The sequence below is a fragment of the Pseudomonas sp. PDNC002 genome (assembly GCF_016919445.1).
GTDB lineage: Bacteria > Pseudomonadota > Gammaproteobacteria > Pseudomonadales > Pseudomonadaceae > Pseudomonas.
Map to the genome: position 1 here is coordinate 3,632,638 of NZ_CP070356.1, position 18,831 is coordinate 3,651,468.

The 18,831-nt window shown below is 67.2% G+C and carries 18 protein-coding genes; 5 read left to right on the forward strand and 13 right to left on the reverse strand.

The features are described 5' to 3' along the window. The first annotated feature begins 3 nt into the window (after positions 1-3). Genes JVX91_RS16725 through JVX91_RS16735 form a run of 3 tightly spaced genes read left to right on the forward strand, consistent with a single transcriptional unit; the run spans position 4 to position 3,520 of the window. The gene (locus JVX91_RS16725; RefSeq protein ID WP_205335315.1) at positions 4-1,077 is read left to right on the forward strand and encodes an amidohydrolase family protein; all 1,074 of its coding nucleotides are present in this window, start codon (positions 4-6) and stop codon (positions 1,075-1,077) included. Positions 1,078-1,092: 15 nt separating this feature from the next. Further along, positions 1,093-2,286: an amidohydrolase family protein gene (locus tag JVX91_RS16730; protein ID WP_205335316.1), complete on the forward strand. Its 1,194-nt coding sequence runs from the start codon at positions 1,093-1,095 to the stop codon at positions 2,284-2,286. A gap of 4 nt (positions 2,287-2,290) precedes the next feature. After that, complete coding sequence (locus JVX91_RS16735) at positions 2,291-3,520, forward strand: NADH:flavin oxidoreductase/NADH oxidase family protein (protein ID WP_205335317.1); 1,230 nt, start codon at positions 2,291-2,293, stop codon at positions 3,518-3,520. Positions 3,521-3,524: 4 nt separating this feature from the next. On the opposite strand, the gene JVX91_RS16740 is transcribed toward JVX91_RS16735, so the two are convergent. The 5 genes from JVX91_RS16740 to JVX91_RS16760 form a co-directional block, all read right to left on the reverse strand. Then, a complete protein-coding gene (locus tag JVX91_RS16740) occupies positions 3,525-4,175 on the reverse strand; it encodes a TetR/AcrR family transcriptional regulator (RefSeq protein WP_205340028.1) in 651 nt (216 codons plus the stop codon). Between the two features lie 55 nt (positions 4,176-4,230). Beyond that, the gene (locus JVX91_RS16745; RefSeq protein ID WP_205335318.1) at positions 4,231-5,811 is read right to left on the reverse strand and encodes a bifunctional 3-(3-hydroxy-phenyl)propionate/3-hydroxycinnamic acid hydroxylase; all 1,581 of its coding nucleotides are present in this window, start codon (positions 5,809-5,811) and stop codon (positions 4,231-4,233) included. A 303-nt stretch (positions 5,812-6,114) separates the two neighbouring features. Then, complete coding sequence (locus tag JVX91_RS16750; RefSeq protein WP_205335319.1) at positions 6,115-6,381, reverse strand: hypothetical protein; 267 nt, start codon at positions 6,379-6,381, stop codon at positions 6,115-6,117. Between the two features lie 72 nt (positions 6,382-6,453). Then, positions 6,454-6,816, reverse strand: coding sequence for a hypothetical protein (locus JVX91_RS16755; RefSeq protein WP_205335320.1), 363 nt, complete (start codon positions 6,814-6,816; stop codon positions 6,454-6,456). A gap of 94 nt (positions 6,817-6,910) precedes the next feature. Then, on the reverse strand, positions 6,911-7,246 hold the full coding sequence (locus JVX91_RS16760; RefSeq protein WP_205335321.1) for a hypothetical protein: 336 nt from the start codon (positions 7,244-7,246) through the stop codon (positions 6,911-6,913). Positions 7,247-7,365: 119 nt separating this feature from the next. Between JVX91_RS16760 and JVX91_RS16765 the strand changes: the two genes are divergently transcribed. Then, on the forward strand, positions 7,366-8,022 hold the full coding sequence (locus JVX91_RS16765; protein ID WP_205335322.1) for a TetR/AcrR family transcriptional regulator: 657 nt from the start codon (positions 7,366-7,368) through the stop codon (positions 8,020-8,022). Here the strand turns inward: JVX91_RS16765 and JVX91_RS16770 are convergent. From JVX91_RS16770 to JVX91_RS16800, 7 genes are all read right to left on the reverse strand, one after another. Then, the gene (locus JVX91_RS16770; RefSeq protein ID WP_205335323.1) at positions 7,999-9,366 is read right to left on the reverse strand and encodes a DUF1329 domain-containing protein; all 1,368 of its coding nucleotides are present in this window, start codon (positions 9,364-9,366) and stop codon (positions 7,999-8,001) included. The two genes, JVX91_RS16765 and JVX91_RS16770, sit on opposite strands and share 24 nt — an antisense overlap. 13 nt (positions 9,367-9,379) lie before the next feature. Further along, on the reverse strand, positions 9,380-11,311 hold the full coding sequence (locus JVX91_RS16775; RefSeq protein ID WP_205335324.1) for a DUF1302 domain-containing protein: 1,932 nt from the start codon (positions 11,309-11,311) through the stop codon (positions 9,380-9,382). Positions 11,312-11,460: 149 nt separating this feature from the next. After that, a complete protein-coding gene (locus JVX91_RS16780; protein WP_205335325.1) occupies positions 11,461-12,018 on the reverse strand; it encodes a hypothetical protein in 558 nt (185 codons plus the stop codon). 1 nt (position 12,019) lies between these two features. Then, a complete protein-coding gene (locus JVX91_RS16785; RefSeq protein ID WP_205335326.1) occupies positions 12,020-13,261 on the reverse strand; it encodes a sterol desaturase family protein in 1,242 nt (413 codons plus the stop codon). A gap of 454 nt (positions 13,262-13,715) precedes the next feature. Then, entirely contained in the window at positions 13,716-14,735 is a 1,020-nt protein-coding gene (locus tag JVX91_RS16790; RefSeq protein WP_205335327.1) for an AraC family transcriptional regulator, read from the reverse strand. 88 nt (positions 14,736-14,823) lie between these two features. Continuing rightward, positions 14,824-15,519 (reverse strand): SDR family NAD(P)-dependent oxidoreductase, encoded by a 696-nt coding sequence (locus tag JVX91_RS16795; RefSeq protein WP_240201604.1) that lies wholly within the window; start codon positions 15,517-15,519, stop codon positions 14,824-14,826. A gap of 221 nt (positions 15,520-15,740) precedes the next feature. Beyond that, positions 15,741-17,129 (reverse strand): aldehyde dehydrogenase family protein, encoded by a 1,389-nt coding sequence (locus JVX91_RS16800; protein ID WP_205335329.1) that lies wholly within the window; start codon positions 17,127-17,129, stop codon positions 15,741-15,743. Between the two features lie 107 nt (positions 17,130-17,236). Here JVX91_RS16800 and JVX91_RS16805 point away from each other — a divergent pair, with 107 nt between their 5' ends. Continuing rightward, positions 17,237-18,121, forward strand: a complete 885-nt coding sequence (locus JVX91_RS16805; protein WP_205335330.1) for a LysR family transcriptional regulator — start codon at positions 17,237-17,239, stop codon at positions 18,119-18,121. Between the two features lie 91 nt (positions 18,122-18,212). Here the strand turns inward: JVX91_RS16805 and JVX91_RS16810 are convergent, their stop codons facing one another. After that, positions 18,213-18,809, reverse strand: a complete 597-nt coding sequence (locus JVX91_RS16810; RefSeq protein ID WP_205335331.1) for an NAD(P)H-binding protein — start codon at positions 18,807-18,809, stop codon at positions 18,213-18,215. Positions 18,810-18,831: the final 22 nt, after the last annotated feature.

An 18,831-nucleotide genomic window follows, 5' to 3' on the forward strand; every position in this document is an offset into this window, starting at 1 on the left:
ACAATGACGATCCAACAAGGTCGAATCGACGTACACCACCACATCATTCCGCCGGCCTTCGTCGAGACCATGGCGAAGAAGGGACTCGACATGGTCGCCGGTGCTCCGCTGCCGAAATGGACGCCGCAGAAATCCATCGAGGTGATGGACCTCAACGGCATCCAGACCGCCATCACCTCGCTGTCGGCGCCCGGCGTGCACTTCGGTGGCGGGGTCGAGCAGGCGCGCGAGCTGGCCATGCGCTGCAATGATTTCGCCGCGCAGATGCGCAGTGATCATCCCGGCCGCTTCGGCAACTTCGCCGTGTTGCCCACGCCGTTCACCGAGGCTGCCTGCCGCGAAGCGATTCGCGCGCTGGACGAACTCAAGGCCGAAGGCATCGTCCTGCTGGGCAGCACCGACGGTGTGTTCCTCGGCGATGCGCGGTTCGACGAACTGATGGCAGAACTGGATCGCCGGGCGGCCATCGTCTTCGTCCACCCGAACATGCACGAGACCAGCGAGCAACTGGGCATGGTCGCGCCGGGTTTCCTCATCGAGTTCCTCTGCGACACCACCCGCGCGGCGGTCAACCTGATCCTCACCGGCACGCTGGAGAAGTACCCGCGCATCCGCTGGATCCTCGCCCACGGCGGCGGCTTCCTGCCCTACGTGGCCTGGCGCGTGTCGCTGGCCAATGCCTTGCCGCAGTTCCAGGACAAGGCGCCACAAGGCGTGATGACTTACCTCAAGCGCTTCTACTACGACACCGCGCTGTCGCCCTCGCGTTACTCCATGGCGGCGCTGAAGGAGCTGGTGGCGCCCTCGCAGATTCTCTTCGGCAGCGACTTCCCCTTCGCCCCGGCGCCGGTTACCACCCTGACGTGCCAGACCCTGGAGGAGAACCCGTTGTGGTCGGACGAGCAGCGCTACGGCATCAATCGCGGCCATGCGCTGAGCCTGTTCCCGCAGTACCGCGAGGCGCAGGAGCAGGTGGCCGCGGCGCCGATCTTCAGTGGCGAATCCTTCGGCAGCCGGGTGAAACGCAGCCTGACCCGGCCGCTGGGTGCCTATGTCGAACGCGTGCGCAGCCGCTGATCCGGGGAGAAAAACATGAAACGCCGAGAATTCGTGATTGGCGCCGGCGTGCTCGCCAGCGCCTCGCTGCTGGCCGGTGAGCTGCCAGCCCTGCCGCCGGCAGGTGATCCGTCCGACGCCGCCGCTCCTGGGTCGCAGGAGTCGCCGCCGAGGCCCGGTCGCATCGACGTGCATCACCACATCCTGCCGCCGTTCTACGCCGAGGCGTTGCGCCGCCAAGGGCTGGACCGGGCGGCGGGCGTGCCCCTGCCGGAGTGGTCGGCGCAACGCTCACTGGAACTGCTCGATGCGCAAGGCCTGCAGACCGCGATCACGTCCGTATCCTCCCCGGGCGTCTGGTTCGGCAATGAACGCGCTGCCGCCGAACTGGCCCGTCGCTGCAACGAGTTCGCGGCGGAGCTGGGGCAGCGGCATGCCGGGCGCTTCGGCAGCTTCGCCTGTGTGCCGCTGCCGGCCACCGGTGCCGCTTGCGCAGAGGCGATCCACGCACTGGATGTGCTCAAGGCGGATGGCGTCGTGCTGCTGGCCAGCAATGACGGCGTGTTCCTCGGCGATCCGCGTTTCGACGAATTGATGGCCGAGCTGGACCGACGCGGGGCGACGGTTTTCCTCCACCCGAACCTGCATCCGAGCAGCCAGGCGCTGGGCCTGACGGCACCGGGCTTTCTGCTGGAGTTCGTCTGCGACACCACGCGGGCGGCGGTGAACCTGATCCTCAGCGGCACGCTGGAACGCTATCCGCGCATCCGCTGGATCCTCGCCCACGCTGGCGGCTTCCTGCCGTACGCGGCGTGGCGGGTGTCGTTGGCCAACGCGCTGCCGCAATTCCAGGAGCAGGCGCCGATGGGGGTGATGAACTACCTGCAGCGCTTCTACTTCGATACCGCGCTGGCACCGGCGGCGCCATCGATGGCCGTGCTGCGGGAGTTGGTTGGCCCTTCCCAGGTGCTGTTCGGCAGTGACTTCCCATTCGCGCCGCAACCGCTGGTGGTCGAGCAGATGGACACGCTCGCTGGCGGCGACGTGTGGAGCGCGCCGGAGCTGGTGGGCATTGGCCGGGGACATGCCCTGAGCCTGTTCCCGCGCTTCGCCCAGGCGGGCGAGACGGTGGCTGCCGCGCCGTCGAATGAACCCGAATCAACCTTGCACTGGATGGGACGCAGCGCCGGCAAGCCACTCGCCGCCCTGGCCCAGCATCTGAAGGACTGACGCCATGAGTACGCTGTTCGAGCCGCTGCACCTGCCCAACGGCCAGGTGATCCGCAACCGCATCGCCAAGGCGGCGATGGAAGAGAACCTCGCCGATGCCGACCATGCGCCGGGCGATTCCCTGCTGCGCCTGTATCGCCGGTGGGCCGAGGGTGGAGCGGGGTTGATCATCACCGGCAACGTGATGGTCGACCGCCGCGCGCTGACCGGCCCCGCCGGCGTGGTGCTGGAGGATGACCGTCGGTTGCAGCGCTTCAGTCGCTGGGCGGAGGCCTGTCGCAGCCACGGCGCGCAGGCCTGGATGCAGATCAATCATCCGGGCCGCCAGCTGATGGCCGATCTCGGTCAGCCAGCGCTGGGCCCGTCGGCTATCGCCGTGGACATTCCCGGCCTGAAGAATGTCTTTGCCCAGCCGCGCGCCCTGTCCGCCACCGAGATCGACGGATTGATCCAGCGCTACCTGGACGCCGCGTTGCTGGCCGAGCGCGCCGGTTTCAGCGGCGTGCAGGTGCACGCCGCGCACGGTTACCTGTTCAGCCAGTTCCTCTCGCCATTGAGCAATCGCCGCGAGGATGACTGGGGCGGCAGCCTGGAGAACCGCGCGCGCATCCTGCTGCGCACCGTGGATGCGATCCGTGCCCGCGTGGCGCCGGCGTTCTGCGTGGCGGTCAAGCTCAACTCGGCCGACTTCCAGCGTGGCGGTTTCGACGCGCGGGATGCCGAGGCAGTGGTGCGGATGCTGAACGACAGGGGCGTGGACCTGGTGGAGCTGTCGGGCGGCAGCTACGAGAGCCCCGCGATGCAGGGGCAGACGCGCGACGGCAGCACCTTGGCGCGGGAAGCCTACTTCCTGGAATTCGCCGAGCGCATCGCAGCGGTGGCGAGCATGCCGCTGATGGTGACTGGCGGGATTCGCCGCCGCGAAGTGGCCGAACGAGCGCTGCAAGGACGGGTATCAATGGTCGGCATGGCCACCGCGCTGGCCGTCGACCCCGCGTTGCCGCGGCGCTGGCAGGCAGGGGAACGTGCGCGGGTCGAGCCCATCGTGGTGGCGTGGAAGAACAAGGCGTTCGCTGCCGTGGCAACCCAGTCGGTGGTGAAGAAACAGCTGACGCTGCTCAGCCAGGGGCGCCCAACCAACCCGCGCACCTCGCCGCTGCTTGCGCTGATCGGCAACCAGTTGAAGCTGCGCAGGCAGTCGCGTCGCTATCGGCGCTGGGTATCCCAGGCCTGAGGGTTCAGCCGTCCTGCGGCAAGGGCAGGGCGGTAATCTTCCTGGCTTTGGCCGGAGTCGCGCCCAGTGCGCGCAGGACCATTTCCGTGAGCAGGACGTCCTGCCCGGCCGGCGCGCGGCCCTCCAGGGTCGCGCGAATCGCGCCGGTGGCGCAGGCGACCACCAGGTCCAGGGCGAGGCCTTCGTCCGCGTAGTTCAGGACACCTTCGGCCAGCCCGTCGCGCAGGTCGTTGCGCACATGGTCGGCCAGGCGGGAGTGCACCGCCTGGTCAAAATGGATCACCCGCAGCAGGGCGCTGGCCCACTGCGGGTCGGTCTGTGCGCGCAGCACGAACATGCGCACGCCGATGGCCAGCCGCGTCGCACCGCTGCGAACCCCTTCGCTGAGCACCGAGATGGCCTCTGAAAACTCGCTGGCCAAGGCGATGCCGACGGCTTCGGCCAGCTCGTCACGGGTGCGGAAGTAGTTGTAGATGGTGCCGGTGGAAACGTCCGCTTCCGCTGCGAGGTCCTGCAATGCCGTCGCCGCCACGTCCTGCCGGGCGAACACGCGCAGGGCGGCATCCAGCAGACCCTGGCGGGTGCGCGCGCGTTTCTTGTGGCCGCGGGTCAGCGGGGCGGCGGTGTCGTCGAGGGGGTCGGTCATGGCGCGTATCTGGCTGCGGGGCTGCCGCGATGATACGGGAAGCCTTGGGCCGACCGGTACCTGCTCATGCCTGCAGCAGCGCCTGGCAGCGGCTCAGGAGTTCGCCGGCCTGTTCGGGAGCGCCCTGGTGCATGATGACGCGGTCGGGGCGGACCACTGCCAGCGTGGGTTGTGGCCAGGCGTCCAGCAGCGTGCCGTCCAGCGCCTCGGCGAAGCTTCCATTGCCGTTGCCACGGCCGTGACCGATCTCCAGGAAGTCGCCGCCCAGTTCCTGCCAGCGGGCCTGCTGCGCCGCATCGAGCCAACGGCGGGGGTCGGTGCCCAGGCCGACCAGTTGCAGACGGTCGCCCAGCAGGTCGTCGCTCAGGCACAGGCGGCCCGCGCTGCGCACCCAGGCCTGGGGAAAGAGGGCGCCAGTGGCCGCGGAGCGCCGGCGCCGACCTCGGACGAACAACCCCTGGTCGAAGCGGCTCTTCGGTTTGATGTCCAGTTCCTCGAAGTGCCGGCGCGCCGGCGGGAAGCTGCGCAGCACTTTCATGAATCCGTGGATCGCCGCCGCTGCCAGCGCGTTGCCGGGCATGACCAGGCGCCCCATCAGCTTGGCCAGGTCGATCATCGCCTGGGCGTGGGGGCGTCGCTCCTCGTCATAGCTGTCGAGAATCCGTGGCGAGGCGTTGCCGCGCAGCACCCAGGACAGCTTCCACGCCAGGTTGGCCACATCCCGCAGGCCCGCCACCAGGCCTTGCCCGACGAAGGGCGGCGTGATGTGCGCGGCATCGCCAACCAGGAATACGCGGCCCTGCTGGAAACTGTCGCAGCAGCGGGCATGGAAGCGGTAGACGGCCTTGCGTTCGATGGTCAGTTTGTCGGGGTCGATCCACGGGGCCAGCAGTTCGCCGATGCGCGCCGGGTCTTCCATCTGGTCCCGCGATTCCCCCGGCCTGAGCATGAACTCCCAGCGCTCGCGGCCGCCCGGCGCGGGCATGTGCGGCGTGGGGCGGCGGTGATCGCAGAGAAACTCGACGTGATCGATGGCCTGGCCATGGCGGGCGCCGGCGTCGACGATCAGCCAGTCCTCGGAGTAGCTCTGGCCGTTGAACTCCTGGCCGATCAGACCGCGAACCCGCGAGCTGGCGCCGTCCGCGCCGACCAGGTAGCGGCAGCGCACGACATGCGTGCATCCCGATTCGTCCTGCAGCGTGGCCGTCACGCCGGCGGCGTCCTGCACGAATTCGCGCAGCTCCAGTCCGCCCAGGCTGCGCAGGTTCGCGAAGCGCCCCGCCTGGCGGCGCATGGCCTGTTCCAGATCGGGTTGATAGAAGGTCACGAGCTTGTGGTGGCCGTCGATGCGCCCGCGGGTATTGGCCTGGCCGAACTGGCCGACGATGGGGCAGTGCATCTTCACATGGGGGATCACCACGGTGTCGAAGGCGTCCTCATCGAGGCCGGCCAGCTGGAGTATGCGCAGGGCCTCGTTGTCCAGGGCGATGGCGCGCGGCATGGACAGCACGTCGTGGTTCTTGTCGATGACCAGCGTGTCGACGCCGTAGCGGCCGAGCAACGCGGTGAGCGTCGCGCCCACCGGACCGTTGCCGATCACCAGGACATCGACCGATTCGGGGGGCAGATCGTTGTTGTTATGCATTGGAAGACCCGGCTCGAGTGGAAGGGCCCGGGCGGCGCCCAGGTGTCCGTAATCTACCAAAAATGACGAATCATTCAATATTGGATATTTCGTCAAAAAAACTCGACAGGCATTTTCTGCCTGTGACGCGCGGATACTTCCTTGCGGCGGCATGCGAGATTGGGTGGGTGTACGGCGTGAGGAGGGGGGAAGGGATGGGCGCGTGACCTGCCCGGCCTGCGCGGGGCAGGACGACGGGACGGTCCCGGCGCTGTGCGCGGGCCGTCGCGTCCGGCGTTGCTTACGCTACTGCGGCGGCTCGCCTCAGAGATGTTTCTTCAGCTCCTTGTCCAGGTGCTTGTCTTCCTTGTGGCGTTCCTTGTCCAGGTGGTCGGCGCCCTTGTCCAGCTCCTTGTCGTCATGCTTGAGGCCTTTGTCCAGCTCGTCGGCATCGTGCTTCACGTCCTTGTCGATATCGCGGTGATCCTGGCGGACGTCCTTGGCGATGTCGCCCTCGGCCAACGCCAACGGCGCGACGGTGCCGCCGAGCAGGAAGAAGGTGGCGGCCAGGGTGGCGGTCAGTGTGCGCATGGGCAGTTCCTCAGCTTCGGGTTGGCGGTCGAGTCGACCCGCGGGCTCCAGCGGAACCCGCAGGTATGCCGGTTACCCGGCGTTTTCGCGTCGCAGTGCGCGCAGTGTCCAGAGGCCGCCGCAGAAGTCGACGGCGCCGAAAAGCACCAGCACCGGCTCGCTCAGCTGCAGGGCAGCGAACGCCGCGAAACTCGCCAGCACGATGGCGCGAGTGTAGACCGAGGCCAGGAAGAGTTCGCGGGACTCGCTACGGGCGGCGTACCAGTAGTAGACGCCGATGTTGAAGGCGAGGACGCCGACCACGCGTACCCAGACGTCCGGTGTCGGCGCCATGCCGAACAGGCTCAGCAGCAGGTTGGGCACCAGCACCAGGGCGATGCCCAGCAGCATCAGGTAGATGGCGAAATACTTCAGCGTCAGTGCGGCACGGGACATGGCGGCCTCTCTTCAGGGTGGGGCTGGCAGGCTAGCGCGCCGTGCGCCGGGCGGCATGTCGGCGGGCGCCAATCGACTTGCGCCAGGCCGCCACTCAGCTGCAGGACATGGCGCAGGCGATGAAGGTGGTGGTCAGCGTGGTGAGCGTCAGGCCCAGCAGGAACAGCATGTCGGCGATGCGCTCCAGGCGGTGGTTGCGTTGCAGCTTGCGTGTGCGCAGGCCGAAGTAGGCGGTCAGGGTGGTGGCGAGGTAGATCACCGTGTTCACCGCCAGCATGTCCTGGCCGATCAGGTCGACGCGGTGCAGGCTGACGATGATGCGCAGGATGCCGACCACTGTGAGGCACACACCGACCATGGCGCCGGAAGCGGCAAAGATGTGCACGCAGATGTCGTCGTCCAGCTGGGCGGCACGGGTCTTGATGTTCATGGTGACGGTCTCCTTCCCGGTTGGCGTGCGGTTCATCCGCTCGCCTTGCCGGTCTCGATGTGGCTGCCATGATAGGAAGGTCGCGCGCGTTGCTGTACTCGCTTTCCCGGAAGACCAAAATGCCAAGAAAATCTGAGGAAAATCAGCCGGATAGTCGCCGCCTGCCGCGTCAGGCGCGGGCGCTGGAGAAGGTTGAACTCATATTGGAGGCGTCACGGCGCATCCTGGATCGCCACGGCCTGGAAGGTTTCACCACCAATCACGTGGCGGAACTGGCGGGCGTCAGCGTCGGCACCCTGTACCAGTATTTCCCGAACAAGGAGCGCATTCTCGACGAGCTGGCCCGGCGCGAGCTGGCGCAATTGTCCGGCGGGATCATGGCGGCGTTGACCGGGCGGCCTCCGGAGACGCCCGGCGAGCGCATCCGCGCGGTGATCCACGCGGCCGTGAGCGCCTATGGCGGCCGCACCGGCGCGCACAAGGCGCTGATGCAGTATCTGCTGACCCGTGGCGGAGGCAGTCCCTTGCCGACGCTGCGTGGCAACATCATGGCGCACCTGATCTCCCAGGGGCTGGTCGGCGCCAACCAGCAGCCGCGCGTGCTCGCCGAGGCCGAGGCCTTCGTCCTTGCCCACGCTGTCAGCGGTGTCCTGCGGGCGATGCTGGATGAGCCCGAGACCCTGGCGCCGGGCCGGCGCGAGGGCATCGAGGAGGCACTGGTGCAGTTGGTGCTGGGCTACTACTGGCGGCCCTCAGCGGGTACCGCGACGGCGTAGCGAGGCGGGACTGAAGTATTCGCCGTCGGGAATCGGCTGGGCGAAGTCGATGCCGGTGGCCTCTTCGTTGTCCAGGTTCATCGCCACGTAGCGGCGGGCCTGCAGGTCATGGAAGACGTCCAGCGAGGTCCAGGTGGTCGGCAACTCGTAGTAGTTCTTCAGGTAGGCCAGCGACACGCGCCACAGCTCGCCGCGGCCATCGTACTGGTCGACTTCGGCGGCGCCCCAGCTGTCCTCGTCGAGGAACAGCACACGCTTGGAGTAGATGTGCCGCGCACCCGGCTTCAGCGTGCCTTCCACCACCCACACGCGGTGCAGCTCATAGCGGGTGTACTTGGGATTCAGGTGGTTCGGCGTCAGCAGGTCCTTGTACTTCACGTCGGCGCTGGACAGCCGGTAGTTGTTGTACGGGATGTAGATCTCCTTCTTGCCCACCAGCTTCCAGTCGTAGCGATCCGGCGCGCCGTTGTACATGTCGGTGTCGTCGGCAGTGCGCAGGCCATCGGAGGAGGCAATGGGCGTGTCGTAGGCCAGGCTGGGCGCGCGGCGCACCCGGCGCTGACCGGCGTTGTAGGCCCAGGCCTGGCGCGGCTCCTTCACCTGGTCCAGCGTCTCGTGCACCAGCGCCGCACTGCCGGCCAGGCGCGCCGGGCTCTTGGTGAAGGCGAGGAAGTAGAACATGCGGTTGCCCAGCTCGGCGAAATTGCCGCCTTGCTGGTAGTACTTGAACAGCGCTTCCTGCTGGGTGACCACCGGCGAGTAGTCGCCGTTGCGCTGCACGGCGGCCTCGGCGGAGCGGCGCACGATGAAGGTGCCGCGATAACGGGCGATGTGGTTCCACACCGCTTCCACGCCGCTCTGCGGGATCGGGAAGGGAATGCCGCCGAAGGCGTCGACGAAGCCGTTGCCGTTTTCCGCCAGCTTGGCGCTGGTGGCGTTCTTCAGGGTGTTGTCGTACACCCATTGTGGCGCCGCGCCGCTGCGCCGGCTGGGATAGACCGGAATCTGGAAGGTGTCCGGGTAGTTGTTGAACAGGGCGAGTTGGCCCGGCGTCAGGTTGGCCTTGTACTGGTCGAGATTGGCCTTGGTGATGGTGAACAGCGGTTTGTCGGCCGCGAACGGATCGATATGGTGCTGGCCGGGCTTGTAGCCGGCCGGCGCCTGGGTGATGCCACCGGTCCAGGCCGGGATGGTGCCGGCGGCATTGCCGGCCTTCTCGGCGCCCAGCGGAGTCAGGGTCGATTGCAGCGTGGCCGCTTCCTGCGGGGAAACCGCCGCCAGCGCGCTGCCGGCGGAAAGGGCCAGCGCGATCGCGGCGCTGGTCAGGGTACGGATGTTGCCCATGGTGGTTCTCCGGTCAGAAGGAGTACTTGACGTTGAAGCCGACGTTGTCGCGGTCGCGGGCGGCGTTTTCCTGCCCGGCGCCGTAGAACTCGGTGTATTGCAGCTCGGCTTCCAGGCTGTTCAGGTAGGTCGCCTTGAGGCCCAGGGTGTAGGCCTTGCGCCCGGCGATGAAGTTGCCGGCCTGCTGCGAGTTACCGCTGAAGTCGTCCTTGTAGACGGCGTAGGGCGAGAGGTTCACGCCGGCGAACACGTCGTTCCAGGTACCACTGAGCAGCACGGTGGCGCCGTAGGCGTTGCGGTTCACCTGGTCGCTGCGGTCGAAACCGGAGACGTACGCGCCGTTGCTGCGCCCGGAGTAGTAGCGGGTCGAGCCGTCGTAGGCGGTGTACTGCAGGCTGCTGCCGCGCAGTTGCTCGGCGGCCACTTCCAGCACGCCCATCAGCGAGTCGAAGGACAGCGACGGACCGAAGTTGTAGATGGTGCCCAGCGAGGAGTTGAAGGATTCGACGCGCTCGTAGTCGTGCACCTGGCCGCCCAGTCCGACCATCTGCCCGCCGACGTTGACCTTCTGCCCGGAGGAGATCTTCCCGGCCTGCGCCAGCATGTCGCCGAGCAGGTCGTTGGTGGTGGCGATGCCGATGGGCAGGTTGGGGCGGTAGGCGATCTCGCCGAACAGCGAGGCGTCGCCCAGGGTGGTGTTGAAGCTCAGGCCGTACATGCGGATGTTCTCGACGTACTCGCGGCGCGCGGTGGCCTGGTTGGCCATGTCCACCGCCGCGGCGGCGTTGACCAGGCCGAGCATCTGCCCGCCGCTCTGCATCAGCGCGTCGTAGGAGGGCGAGCCCACCAGGCGCGCCAGCTGGTCCATGTCCAGCCCGGCATAGTTCTTGTTCAGGTCGGCGTAGATCACCGGGTCCTTCGCGTGGTAGTTGACGAAGTAGAAGCCGAATTCGGTGGAGTTGAGCTGCTCGGCGATGTAGTGAAACGCCACGCCGAACTGGCCGTCGTTCTTCGCGTTGATGTCCTGGCCGATGTGGGAGACCTTGAAGTAGCCGTTCTTGTCCAGGTAGTCGGTGCCCTGCAGGCCGGCGAAGTGGCTGGCCGAGAGCATCGGGTAGAGGCTCTGGAAGCTCGGATCGGACAGCGCCTTCACCCGCGTGTAGCCGGTGTTGCCGCCATCGGCGAAGAGGTCGGTCTCGGAGAAGAAGGTGCCGGCCGGATCAAGGCGCGTTTCTTTCCAGTTCCACTGGTAGAAAGCGTCCATCGACAGGTTGTCGGTCAGGCCGATGTTGAAGCTCGCGGCTTCCACCGGCATCAGCACTTCCTTGAGCTCCGAGCCCGGCAGGCGGAACTTGGCGGCGTCCACCGGATTGGTGGTGTTGACGCCGCCACGGTAGAAGACGCCTTCGCCCCAGTTGAACACCTGGCGGCCCAGGCGCGCGCTCAGCGGGTGCTCGGCGATGTCCCAGTTGCCGTAGAGATAGGCGTCGAGGATTTCCGCGCGGTGCCCGGCGGTGTCGCGGGTGGCGTCGGTGAAATGGTCGTTGTGCGGGTAGCTCTGGCTGGGCTGCGGTGGGTCGTTGTGATCGTAGTAGTCGTTGCGCTTGTCCATGATCTGCGTGTCGTAGAACGCCGAGCCGCGCATGAACAGGCCGTAATTCTGGTAGGTCGCCTCCAGGTCGGAAGTGATCTTGTACACCTCCGAGGCCAGGCCCGGGCTGAAGTTGCGGTTGCCGTCGTTGCTGTTGACGTCGTTGTTGGTCTTGTCCTGACCTTGCACGCGCCACAGCGCGCCGTAGGACACCGTGGTATCCAGCGAACCGCTGAGCTGGTTGTCGAGGAAGCTGAACTCGACGGCCTTCGACTGGCCGCTGAGCATGAAGGGTAAAACGCAGGCAATGGCGGACCCGGTCTGCAAGCGACGCTTGCGGGATCTGGTGGTCATGTGAGGTTACTCCAACGACTGGTTCTTATTGTGTGTGTCATCAGATGGGGCCTCGTGGCGGCGCCCCTTCGGATAGTGCTCTGCGAAGGCAAATGGGCGTGTTGCGCTCACGCCGGGTGTGGCTCTCCGGTGGTCGGTGGCGCCCGTGTTCAGCGGGCGAGGGGAGCTGGCGTGCGCAGCAGCCAGCGCGTGCCGCGCAGCCGCGCCAGCGTCCAGCACAGCGTCGCCAGCACTAGCGTGAGGTGGTAGAGGTCCGCGCGCGGGATACCCAGCCACTCGCCGCGCCCGGCGATACCCAGCCCGGCAAGGACGAACAGCAGGGCACCGGCCAGCGCCAGCGGCCAGCGTTGCGAGCGGCCCGGCCAGGCGATGGCGATCAGCGCCAGCAGGTTGCCGGCCAGCGCCAGGTTGTCCGGCAGCCAGAGCATCAGTGCGGCGAGGGCGGCCAGCAGCAGGTGGCGCGCCGCGCCGTGCAGGCTGCCGATAGCGATCAGCAGCAGGCTGATGCGGCCGGAGATGCCGGTCATGAACTGGTGCGCGGGGCGCGCCGTCTCCAGGCCGCCGTAGACCAGCGCGCCGAGCAGGGCGGTGAAGGCGATCAGGGTGAACCCGGCGACGCGCCAGCCCTGGCCGTTCTTCAGGCTATCCGCCGCCGCCCAGATACTGGCGGTGCACAGCAGCAGCTCGCAGAACACGCTGGAATTCATCTCAGACCTCCAGCGGCTGCGGCTGGCGCAGCGAGCGCAGCAGCATGCCGAACAGGGTCAGTGTGGCGGCGAAGAACAGCGCCACCGCCCAGGCGACCGGCAGGTTCCATTGCAGGTGGCCGATGGCCGCCGGAATCGCCAGCGAGCACAGCCACAGCAGTTGCCAGCGGCCATTGCCGGGCGCGCCTTCCAGGCTGCGGCCGAGTACCCAGAGCGAGGTGATGATCCACACCGCGCCGACCACCTTCCAGGCCAGCGGCAACTGGTAGGCGAAGGCCAGGAAGCCCATGCCCAGCACCATCATCAGCAGCATCTGCAGCAGGCAGTAGAAGGCGGTGGCGGCGGAGATGCGCGGGCGATAGATGCGGAACGCGGTGATGTCGTGGGGCGGCTTCGGGTCCAGCCGCTCGGCGGCGGCCGGACGCCAGCCGGGACGGGCGAACCACACGCGAATTTTGTCTCCCCAGTTGTCGGCCAGGCGGGCGTCGGCGAGCAGGTCGCGGTACTTGTGGAAGTTCGCCTTGAGCGGGTCGAAGGTCTTCAGCTGGCCGTGGATGCCATAGATGATCGGCTCTTCCGACGCCGGGCGCTCCTTGGCGAAGGTGCCGAACAGGTGGTCCCAGAGCATCAGCACGCCGCCGTAATTGCGGTCCACGCAGTAGGCGTTCTGGCCGTGATGGACGCGGTGGTTGGAGGGCGAGGCAAAGCAGTAGTCGAACCAGCCAAGGCTGCCGATGTGGCGGGTGTGAATCCAGAACTGGTAACCGAGGATCACCGCGCCGGCGACGATGAACACGGTCGGCGGAATGCCGATCAGCGCCAGCGGCCAGTAGAAGAACCAGTTGGTGAGAAAGCCCGTGCTGGTCTGGCGCAGCGCCGTGGAGTAGTTGAACTCCTCGCTGGAGTGGTGCACCACGTGGGATGCCCAGACCAGGTTGACCTCATGGCCCATGCGGTGGTGCCAGTAGTAGCAGAAGTCGTAGCCGAGCAGGCCGATGACCCATACCCACCAGTGCGAGGTGGAGAGGTCGAACAGCGCGAGGTACTGGTAGGCCAGCAGGTAGACGCCGAAGTTCAGGGCGCGCACGAACAGGTTGATGACCTGGCCGCTGAGCCCCAGCGATGCGCTCGACAGGCTGTCGGAGAGGGCGAAGGTCTGGCGCCGCCGCCAGAAGCTCCAGAGCAGTTCCACCAGCAGCAGCACCAGGAATGCCGGCACGGCGTAGACGATCATATTGGGCATGTTTCTGCCTCCTTATTATGTTGCAGGGAGGCTAACGCGCCGCGCCGAAGCGGGCGTGATGCAGGGCGCCAGTGCGCATGTCGGGTGACGTCAATCGGCGGAGCATTCGATTGGGTGATGGCGATCCATAGACGCCAGGAGCGGCATTACCTGTAGGAGCAACTGTCTTCTTCTGCGAGTCCGTGCTCGGGGGTTCTTCCCTCTCCCCAGCCCTCTCCCTGAAGGGCGAGGGAGCCGTCCGTGCCGGCTGATGCCGCAGTTTCATCTTACTCCGAACGGTCCCCTCTCCCTTCGGAGCGGGGCGCGCAGCCAGGGTTAGGGAGAGGGCAAGCCTCCGCTGAGGAATCCCAAACTACGTAGGAGCGGGCTTGCTCGCGAACACGGTCGAGTTCTGCACGAAAATTTCGGAGGAATGCGGTTCGCGAGCAAGCTCGCTCCTACAAAGGGTTTGGTGCTAGCCGGCGCGCAGGGTCTTGCGGAAATCTGCCGGGGAGATCCCGCGCGACTGGCGGAAGGCGTGACTGAACGCACTGGCCTGGGAGAAACCGAGCAGCAGGGCGATCTCCATGACGCTGGAGTCGGTGTGCCGCAGGTAGTGATCGGCCAACTCCATGCGCATGGTTTCCAGCACCTGGGAGAAGCTCTCGCCCTCGGCGGCCAGCTTGCGCTGCAGGGTCCGCGGCGACATGGCGAGGTCGCTTGAGAGGCCTTCCAGACTCACTTCGCCACCAGGCATGCGCTCCACCAGCAACGTGCGCAGGCGTCCGATCACCGACAGCGGCGCGTAGGAACGGCCCAGTTGCAGGTCCGCCTCCAGCAGCAGGCTCCTGTGGGTTCGTGCGTCGGCGCCCTGGATGCGCGCGGCGAGCATTGTCTCGGGGAAGACCAGCGCATTGCGGTCGGCACCGAACTGCACCGGGCAGCCGAAGAACGCTTCATGGTGCGAGGTATCGCCGGGCGCAGCATGCATCATCTGCACTGCCAGCAACGGCGCGCTGCTGCCGATCAGCCAGCGGCCGAAAGCGGTCCAGCCGGCCAGCACCGCCTCCTGCAGGTAGCCGCTGTAAGGCTCCAGCTCGGTGATGCGGCGGTCTTCGAGCAGTACCCGGCCACCGTCGATGGTGATCTGCGTCTGGCTGGACGGGCTGTCGAAGACGATCTTGCCGAAGCGCCGGATCATGCTCATCGACTCGCCCAGGGTCGCGCTGGTCATCGATACCGCGCCCAGCACGCCGTAGCTGCCGGGGCGCACCGCCGCGCCCACCAGCAGGCCGAAGTGCGGCAGGCCGCCCATGCGCGCTGCCAGCTCCAGCAGGGCGCGCAGCTGATGCATGGGAATGCGCAGGATCGGGTCGGCCAGGCGCTCGCGCGGCAGGCCGATCTCGCGCAGCAGCAGGTCGCCGTCGCAGCCGTATTGTTCGGCGACGTCGAGTACGTGGTTGACGAAAGCGGCGCTGGAGGTGGCAGGGCGCATAGGGGCAAGGCGGTCCGGTGGTCCGGTTGTTATGGGGCGAATCTACCAAGGCGGACGCCGCCGCGGCCAGCGGCGCCCGTCGGTTGGGTCAGACCCTGCCGGTGACCGGGATGCCGGCGCCGGTGATGGCCGACGCGGCATCGCCGAGCAGGAACAGGATCACCCCGGCGAGTTGCTGCGGCGTCACCCAGCGGTCGAACTCCGCATCGGGCATCGCGGCGCGATTCTGCGGGGTGTCGATGATGCTCGGCAGCACGGCATTCACCGTCACGCCCTGATCCTTGAGTTCCTCGGCGAGGCTCTCGGTCAGGCGCAGTACGCCGGCCTTGGACGCTGCGTAGGCACCCATCCCCATGCCGGCCTTCGCCGCCGCGCCGGCGCCGATATTGACGATGCGCCCGGCCGCCGAGCGACGGATCAACGGCAGCAGCGCCTGGCAGGTGTTCAGCGCGGTGCGCAGGTTGAGTGCGTAGAGGCGGTCCCAGGTCTCGACATCACCGCCCTGGATCGGCTCCCAGGCGAAGCCACCGGCCACGTTCACCAGCGCATCGAGGCGACCATAGTGCGCTTCGATACGGCTCGCCACGGCCTGGCAATCGGCGGCCGAGGTGAGGTCCACGCCCGGCAGCAGCAGTTGTTCGGGTGTGGAGGGCAATGTCGTCGAGGCGCGATCGATCAGCACCAGGCGCGCGCCCTGGGCGGCAGCCATGTCGGCGAGGGTGTCGCCGAGGTTGCCGAAGGCGCCGGTGATTGCAATGACACGCTGGGAGAGTGGGTGTTCCAAGTGGGACTTCCTCTGTTTCATTCAGAGCGCACGCTAAAGAGGCAGCTGCCCTGCGTCATGTCCCAGGACGTCAACTTGAATGTGTTTACGCGCCAAGCTGCAACAGCAGGTTGCCGGCGTCGCCGATTCAGTCGCCTTGAGCGGTGGCTGGCGGAGCGTGGTACCGCCAGGCGAGTCACCCGGACCGGCGCCGTGCGGCGCGAGTCCGGGTGAAGAACGTCTCAGCGGCGGTCCACCCAGACGGTTTGCGCGTTGCAGAACTCGCGCACGCCGAAGTGCGACAGCTCGCGACCGAAGCCGCTCTTCTTCACGCCGCCGAAGCCGACGCGCGGATCGCTGGCGCTGTAACCGTTGATGAACACGCCACCAACGTCCAGCTCGGCGGTCATTTGCCGGGCCCGGGCAAGATCGGCGGTGAACACCGTGGCGGTCAGGCCGAAGTCGCTGTCGTTAGCCAGCTCCAGCGCATGACGCGCATCCTTGGCACGGATGATCGAGGCCACCGGGCCGAACAGTTCCTCGCGGAACGAAGTCATCTGCGGGGTGACGTCGCCCAGCACGGTGGGCAGGTAGAAGTTGCCCGCACCTTCCGCCTTGCCGCCGCCCAGCAGCAGGGTGGCGCCTTCGGCCAGGGTGCGTTGCACCTGGTCGTCCAGCTCATCGCGCAGGTCGAAGCGCGCCATGGGGCCGATGTAGGTCTGCGCCTGGGTCGGGTCGCCCATCACCAGTTCACGGGTGGCGGCGACGAAGCGCTCGGTGAAGGCGTCGGCGATGCTCTCCTCGATGATGAAACGCTTGGCCGCGGCGCAGACCTGCCCGGAGTTCTGGAAGCGCCCAGCCACGGCGGCCTTCACGGCCACCTCCAGGTCAGCGTCGGCCAGCACGATGAAGGCGTCCGAGCCGCCCAGTTCCAGCACGCATTTCTTCAGCGCGGCACCCGCCTGGGAGCCGATGGCCGAGCCGGCGCGTACGCTGCCGGTAACGGTGACGGCGGCGATACGGTCGTCGCGGATGGCCTGGGACACCAGGTCATTGCCGACGTTGATCACCTCGAACACGCCAGCCGGGAAGTCGGCCTGCTGGAAAGCCTGCAGCATCAGGTAGGCGCTGCCCATGACGTTGGGCGCGTGCTTGAGCACATAGGTGTTGCCCGCCAGCAGGGCCGGCACGGCGCCGCGCAGCACCTGCCAGACCGGGAAGTTCCACGGCATCACCGCGAGGATCGGGCCGAGCGGGCGGTACTCGATCCAGGCGCGCTCGTGTTCAACGGTGGTGGGTTCGGCAGCGAGCATCTGCGGGCCGTTGGCGGCGTACCAGTCGCACAGGCCGGCGCACTTTTCCACTTCGCCACGGGCCTGGGCGATCGGCTTGCCCATTTCGGCGGTGATGGTCTGCGCGAAGGTCTCGGCATTGGCGCGCAGGGCCTGGCCGAGGCGCACCAGCGCGGCGGCGCGCTGCTCCAGCGGGGTGCGCTTCCAGCCGGCGTAACCTTGGGCGGCGCGCGCCAGGGATTGTTCCAGGGCTTGCGCGGATTCGAAGGCGTAGCTGTCGATCACCTCGCCGGTGGCGGGGCTGCGGGAAATCGCGTGGGTCTGCGGGGTGATGCTCATGGCTCGCTCCTGAAAGGTGGGTGGGCGGAGTGGAGCCAGTGTCGCGTTGAAATATGCTCATGAAAACTGAATAATAATGACGATTACGCTCTCGTTTGGAGAATGAAATGGACCTGGTCCAGCTGGAAATCTTCTGCGCCGTGGCGGCCCACAAAAGCATCGCCGCCGCCGCACAGGCCATGCACCGTGTGCCATCGAACCTCACCACGCGGATCAAGCAACTGGAGGCGGACCTGGACGCCGACCTGTTCATCCGCGAGAACAACCGCCTGCGCCTGTCGCTGGCCGGGCACGACTTCCTTGTCTATGCGACACGCATCCTTGGCCTCGTGGAAGAGGCGAGGGTGGTGGTATCCGGCAAGGAACCCAGCGGACGCTTCCCCATCGGCTCGCTGGAAAGCACGGCGGCGGTGCGCATTCCACGCCTGCTGGCGCGTTATCACCAGCAGTACCCGAAGGTGGAGCTGGACCTGTCCACCGGGCCCTCCGGCACGATGATCGACGGCGTGATCGCCGGCGAGCTGATCGCCGCCTTCGTCGACGGTCCGATCAAGCACCCGGCACTGGACGGCATGCCGGTGTTCGACGAAGACATGCTGGTGGTCGCGCCGTCCCACCACGCGCCGATCCAGCGTGGGCGGGACGCCGATGGCGAGATGATCTACGTGTTCCGCGACAACTGTTCCTACCGCCACCACTTCGAGCGCTGGTTCGCCGCCGACGGCGCCGCGCCGGGCGCCATCCGCGAGCTGGAGTCCTACCACAGCATGCTTGCCTGCGTGAGCGCCGGCGGCGGGCTGGCGGTGATGCCACGCAGCATGCTGTCGAACATGCCCGGCAGCATCTCGGTCAGCGCCTGGCCGATGGCGGGCGACTTTGCCCGCTTGAACACCTGGCTGATCTGGCGTAGCGACACGCGCTCGCGGTCCCTGGAGCTGTTTCGGAATCTGGTGGAAGAGCAGGCGGCGGCGTTGGATATGGCGGGGGCGTGAGTCCGTGGCTGTCATGCGCGCCCTGGGGTGAGCCCCTTCACGGCCACGACGAAGGAACGACGGACTGAGCGCGGCCCTGGTCCGGACAGGGTCAATCGCCGCTGCGCAGGCGCAGGCACTGGTGGCGGTGCAAGCCCAGGCGCACTTCGTCGAGCAGCGCTTCGGCGCAGGCCAGGGCCCGCGCGGATTCTTCGTCGGATGCGAGGCCGGCGCGGGTGAAGTCGTCGATGCGCAGCCCTTCGGGCGTGCCGGGCGCTTCCACCAGGGTCCAGCCCAGGCCGCTCGCCTCCAGGCTGCGGGCGAGGCCGGCGCCGAGCTGCTCGTCGTCGGCGCCAGCGGGCTCAACCAGCCATTGCCAATGCCCGACCAGGAACAGTCGCGGCACGTCGGCACGCAGGGCGCCATCGAGTAGCGCGCCGCACAGGGGCGGGAGGTTTTCCGCAGGCTCGTTGCCCAGGAAGGCGAAGATCACATCGAGTCCGGATACCGCTTCGCTGACCGTGATCGACGAGTCCAGGCTACCCAGCTTGCTGCGCAGGCCGGGACGGGCCTGCAGGGCGTTGAGGTCATCGAGCAGCACCGTCACTTCGTGCTGGCGGTGCAGGGCGCCGGCGATCAGCGCCTGGCCGAGGCTGTCGAAAGGCTGGAACAGTCCCAGCTTCAGGGTGGGCGTTTCGAGGTTGTGCATGGTGACTCCTGCGCTTCGCGTG

Excerpts from the sequence above, each read along its gene's own strand:
- JVX91_RS16725 (WP_205335315.1), top strand. The coding sequence starts at position 4 with ATGACGATCCAACAAGGTCGAATCGACGTACACCACCACATCATTCCG.
- JVX91_RS16775 (WP_205335324.1), bottom strand. The coding sequence starts at position 11,311 with ATGACCACCAGATCCCGCAAGCGTCGCTTGCAGACCGGGTCCGCCATT.
- JVX91_RS16780 (WP_205335325.1), bottom strand. The coding sequence starts at position 12,018 with ATGAATTCCAGCGTGTTCTGCGAGCTGCTGCTGTGCACCGCCAGTATC.
- JVX91_RS16735 (WP_205335317.1), top strand. The coding sequence starts at position 2,291 with ATGAGTACGCTGTTCGAGCCGCTGCACCTGCCCAACGGCCAGGTGATC.
- JVX91_RS16790 (WP_205335327.1), bottom strand. The coding sequence starts at position 14,735 with ATGCGCCCTGCCACCTCCAGCGCCGCTTTCGTCAACCACGTACTCGAC.
- JVX91_RS16805 (WP_205335330.1), top strand. The coding sequence starts at position 17,237 with ATGGACCTGGTCCAGCTGGAAATCTTCTGCGCCGTGGCGGCCCACAAA.
- JVX91_RS16810 (WP_205335331.1), bottom strand. The coding sequence starts at position 18,809 with ATGCACAACCTCGAAACGCCCACCCTGAAGCTGGGACTGTTCCAGCCT.
- JVX91_RS16755 (WP_205335320.1), bottom strand. The coding sequence starts at position 6,816 with ATGTCCCGTGCCGCACTGACGCTGAAGTATTTCGCCATCTACCTGATG.
- JVX91_RS16745 (WP_205335318.1), bottom strand. The coding sequence starts at position 5,811 with ATGCATAACAACAACGATCTGCCCCCCGAATCGGTCGATGTCCTGGTG.
- JVX91_RS16765 (WP_205335322.1), top strand. The coding sequence starts at position 7,366 with ATGCCAAGAAAATCTGAGGAAAATCAGCCGGATAGTCGCCGCCTGCCG.
- JVX91_RS16730 (WP_205335316.1), top strand. The coding sequence starts at position 1,093 with ATGAAACGCCGAGAATTCGTGATTGGCGCCGGCGTGCTCGCCAGCGCC.
- JVX91_RS16760 (WP_205335321.1), bottom strand. The coding sequence starts at position 7,246 with ATGAACATCAAGACCCGTGCCGCCCAGCTGGACGACGACATCTGCGTG.
- JVX91_RS16800 (WP_205335329.1), bottom strand. The coding sequence starts at position 17,129 with ATGAGCATCACCCCGCAGACCCACGCGATTTCCCGCAGCCCCGCCACC.
- JVX91_RS16785 (WP_205335326.1), bottom strand. The coding sequence starts at position 13,261 with ATGCCCAATATGATCGTCTACGCCGTGCCGGCATTCCTGGTGCTGCTG.
- JVX91_RS16770 (WP_205335323.1), bottom strand. The coding sequence starts at position 9,366 with ATGGGCAACATCCGTACCCTGACCAGCGCCGCGATCGCGCTGGCCCTT.
- JVX91_RS16750 (WP_205335319.1), bottom strand. The coding sequence starts at position 6,381 with ATGCGCACACTGACCGCCACCCTGGCCGCCACCTTCTTCCTGCTCGGC.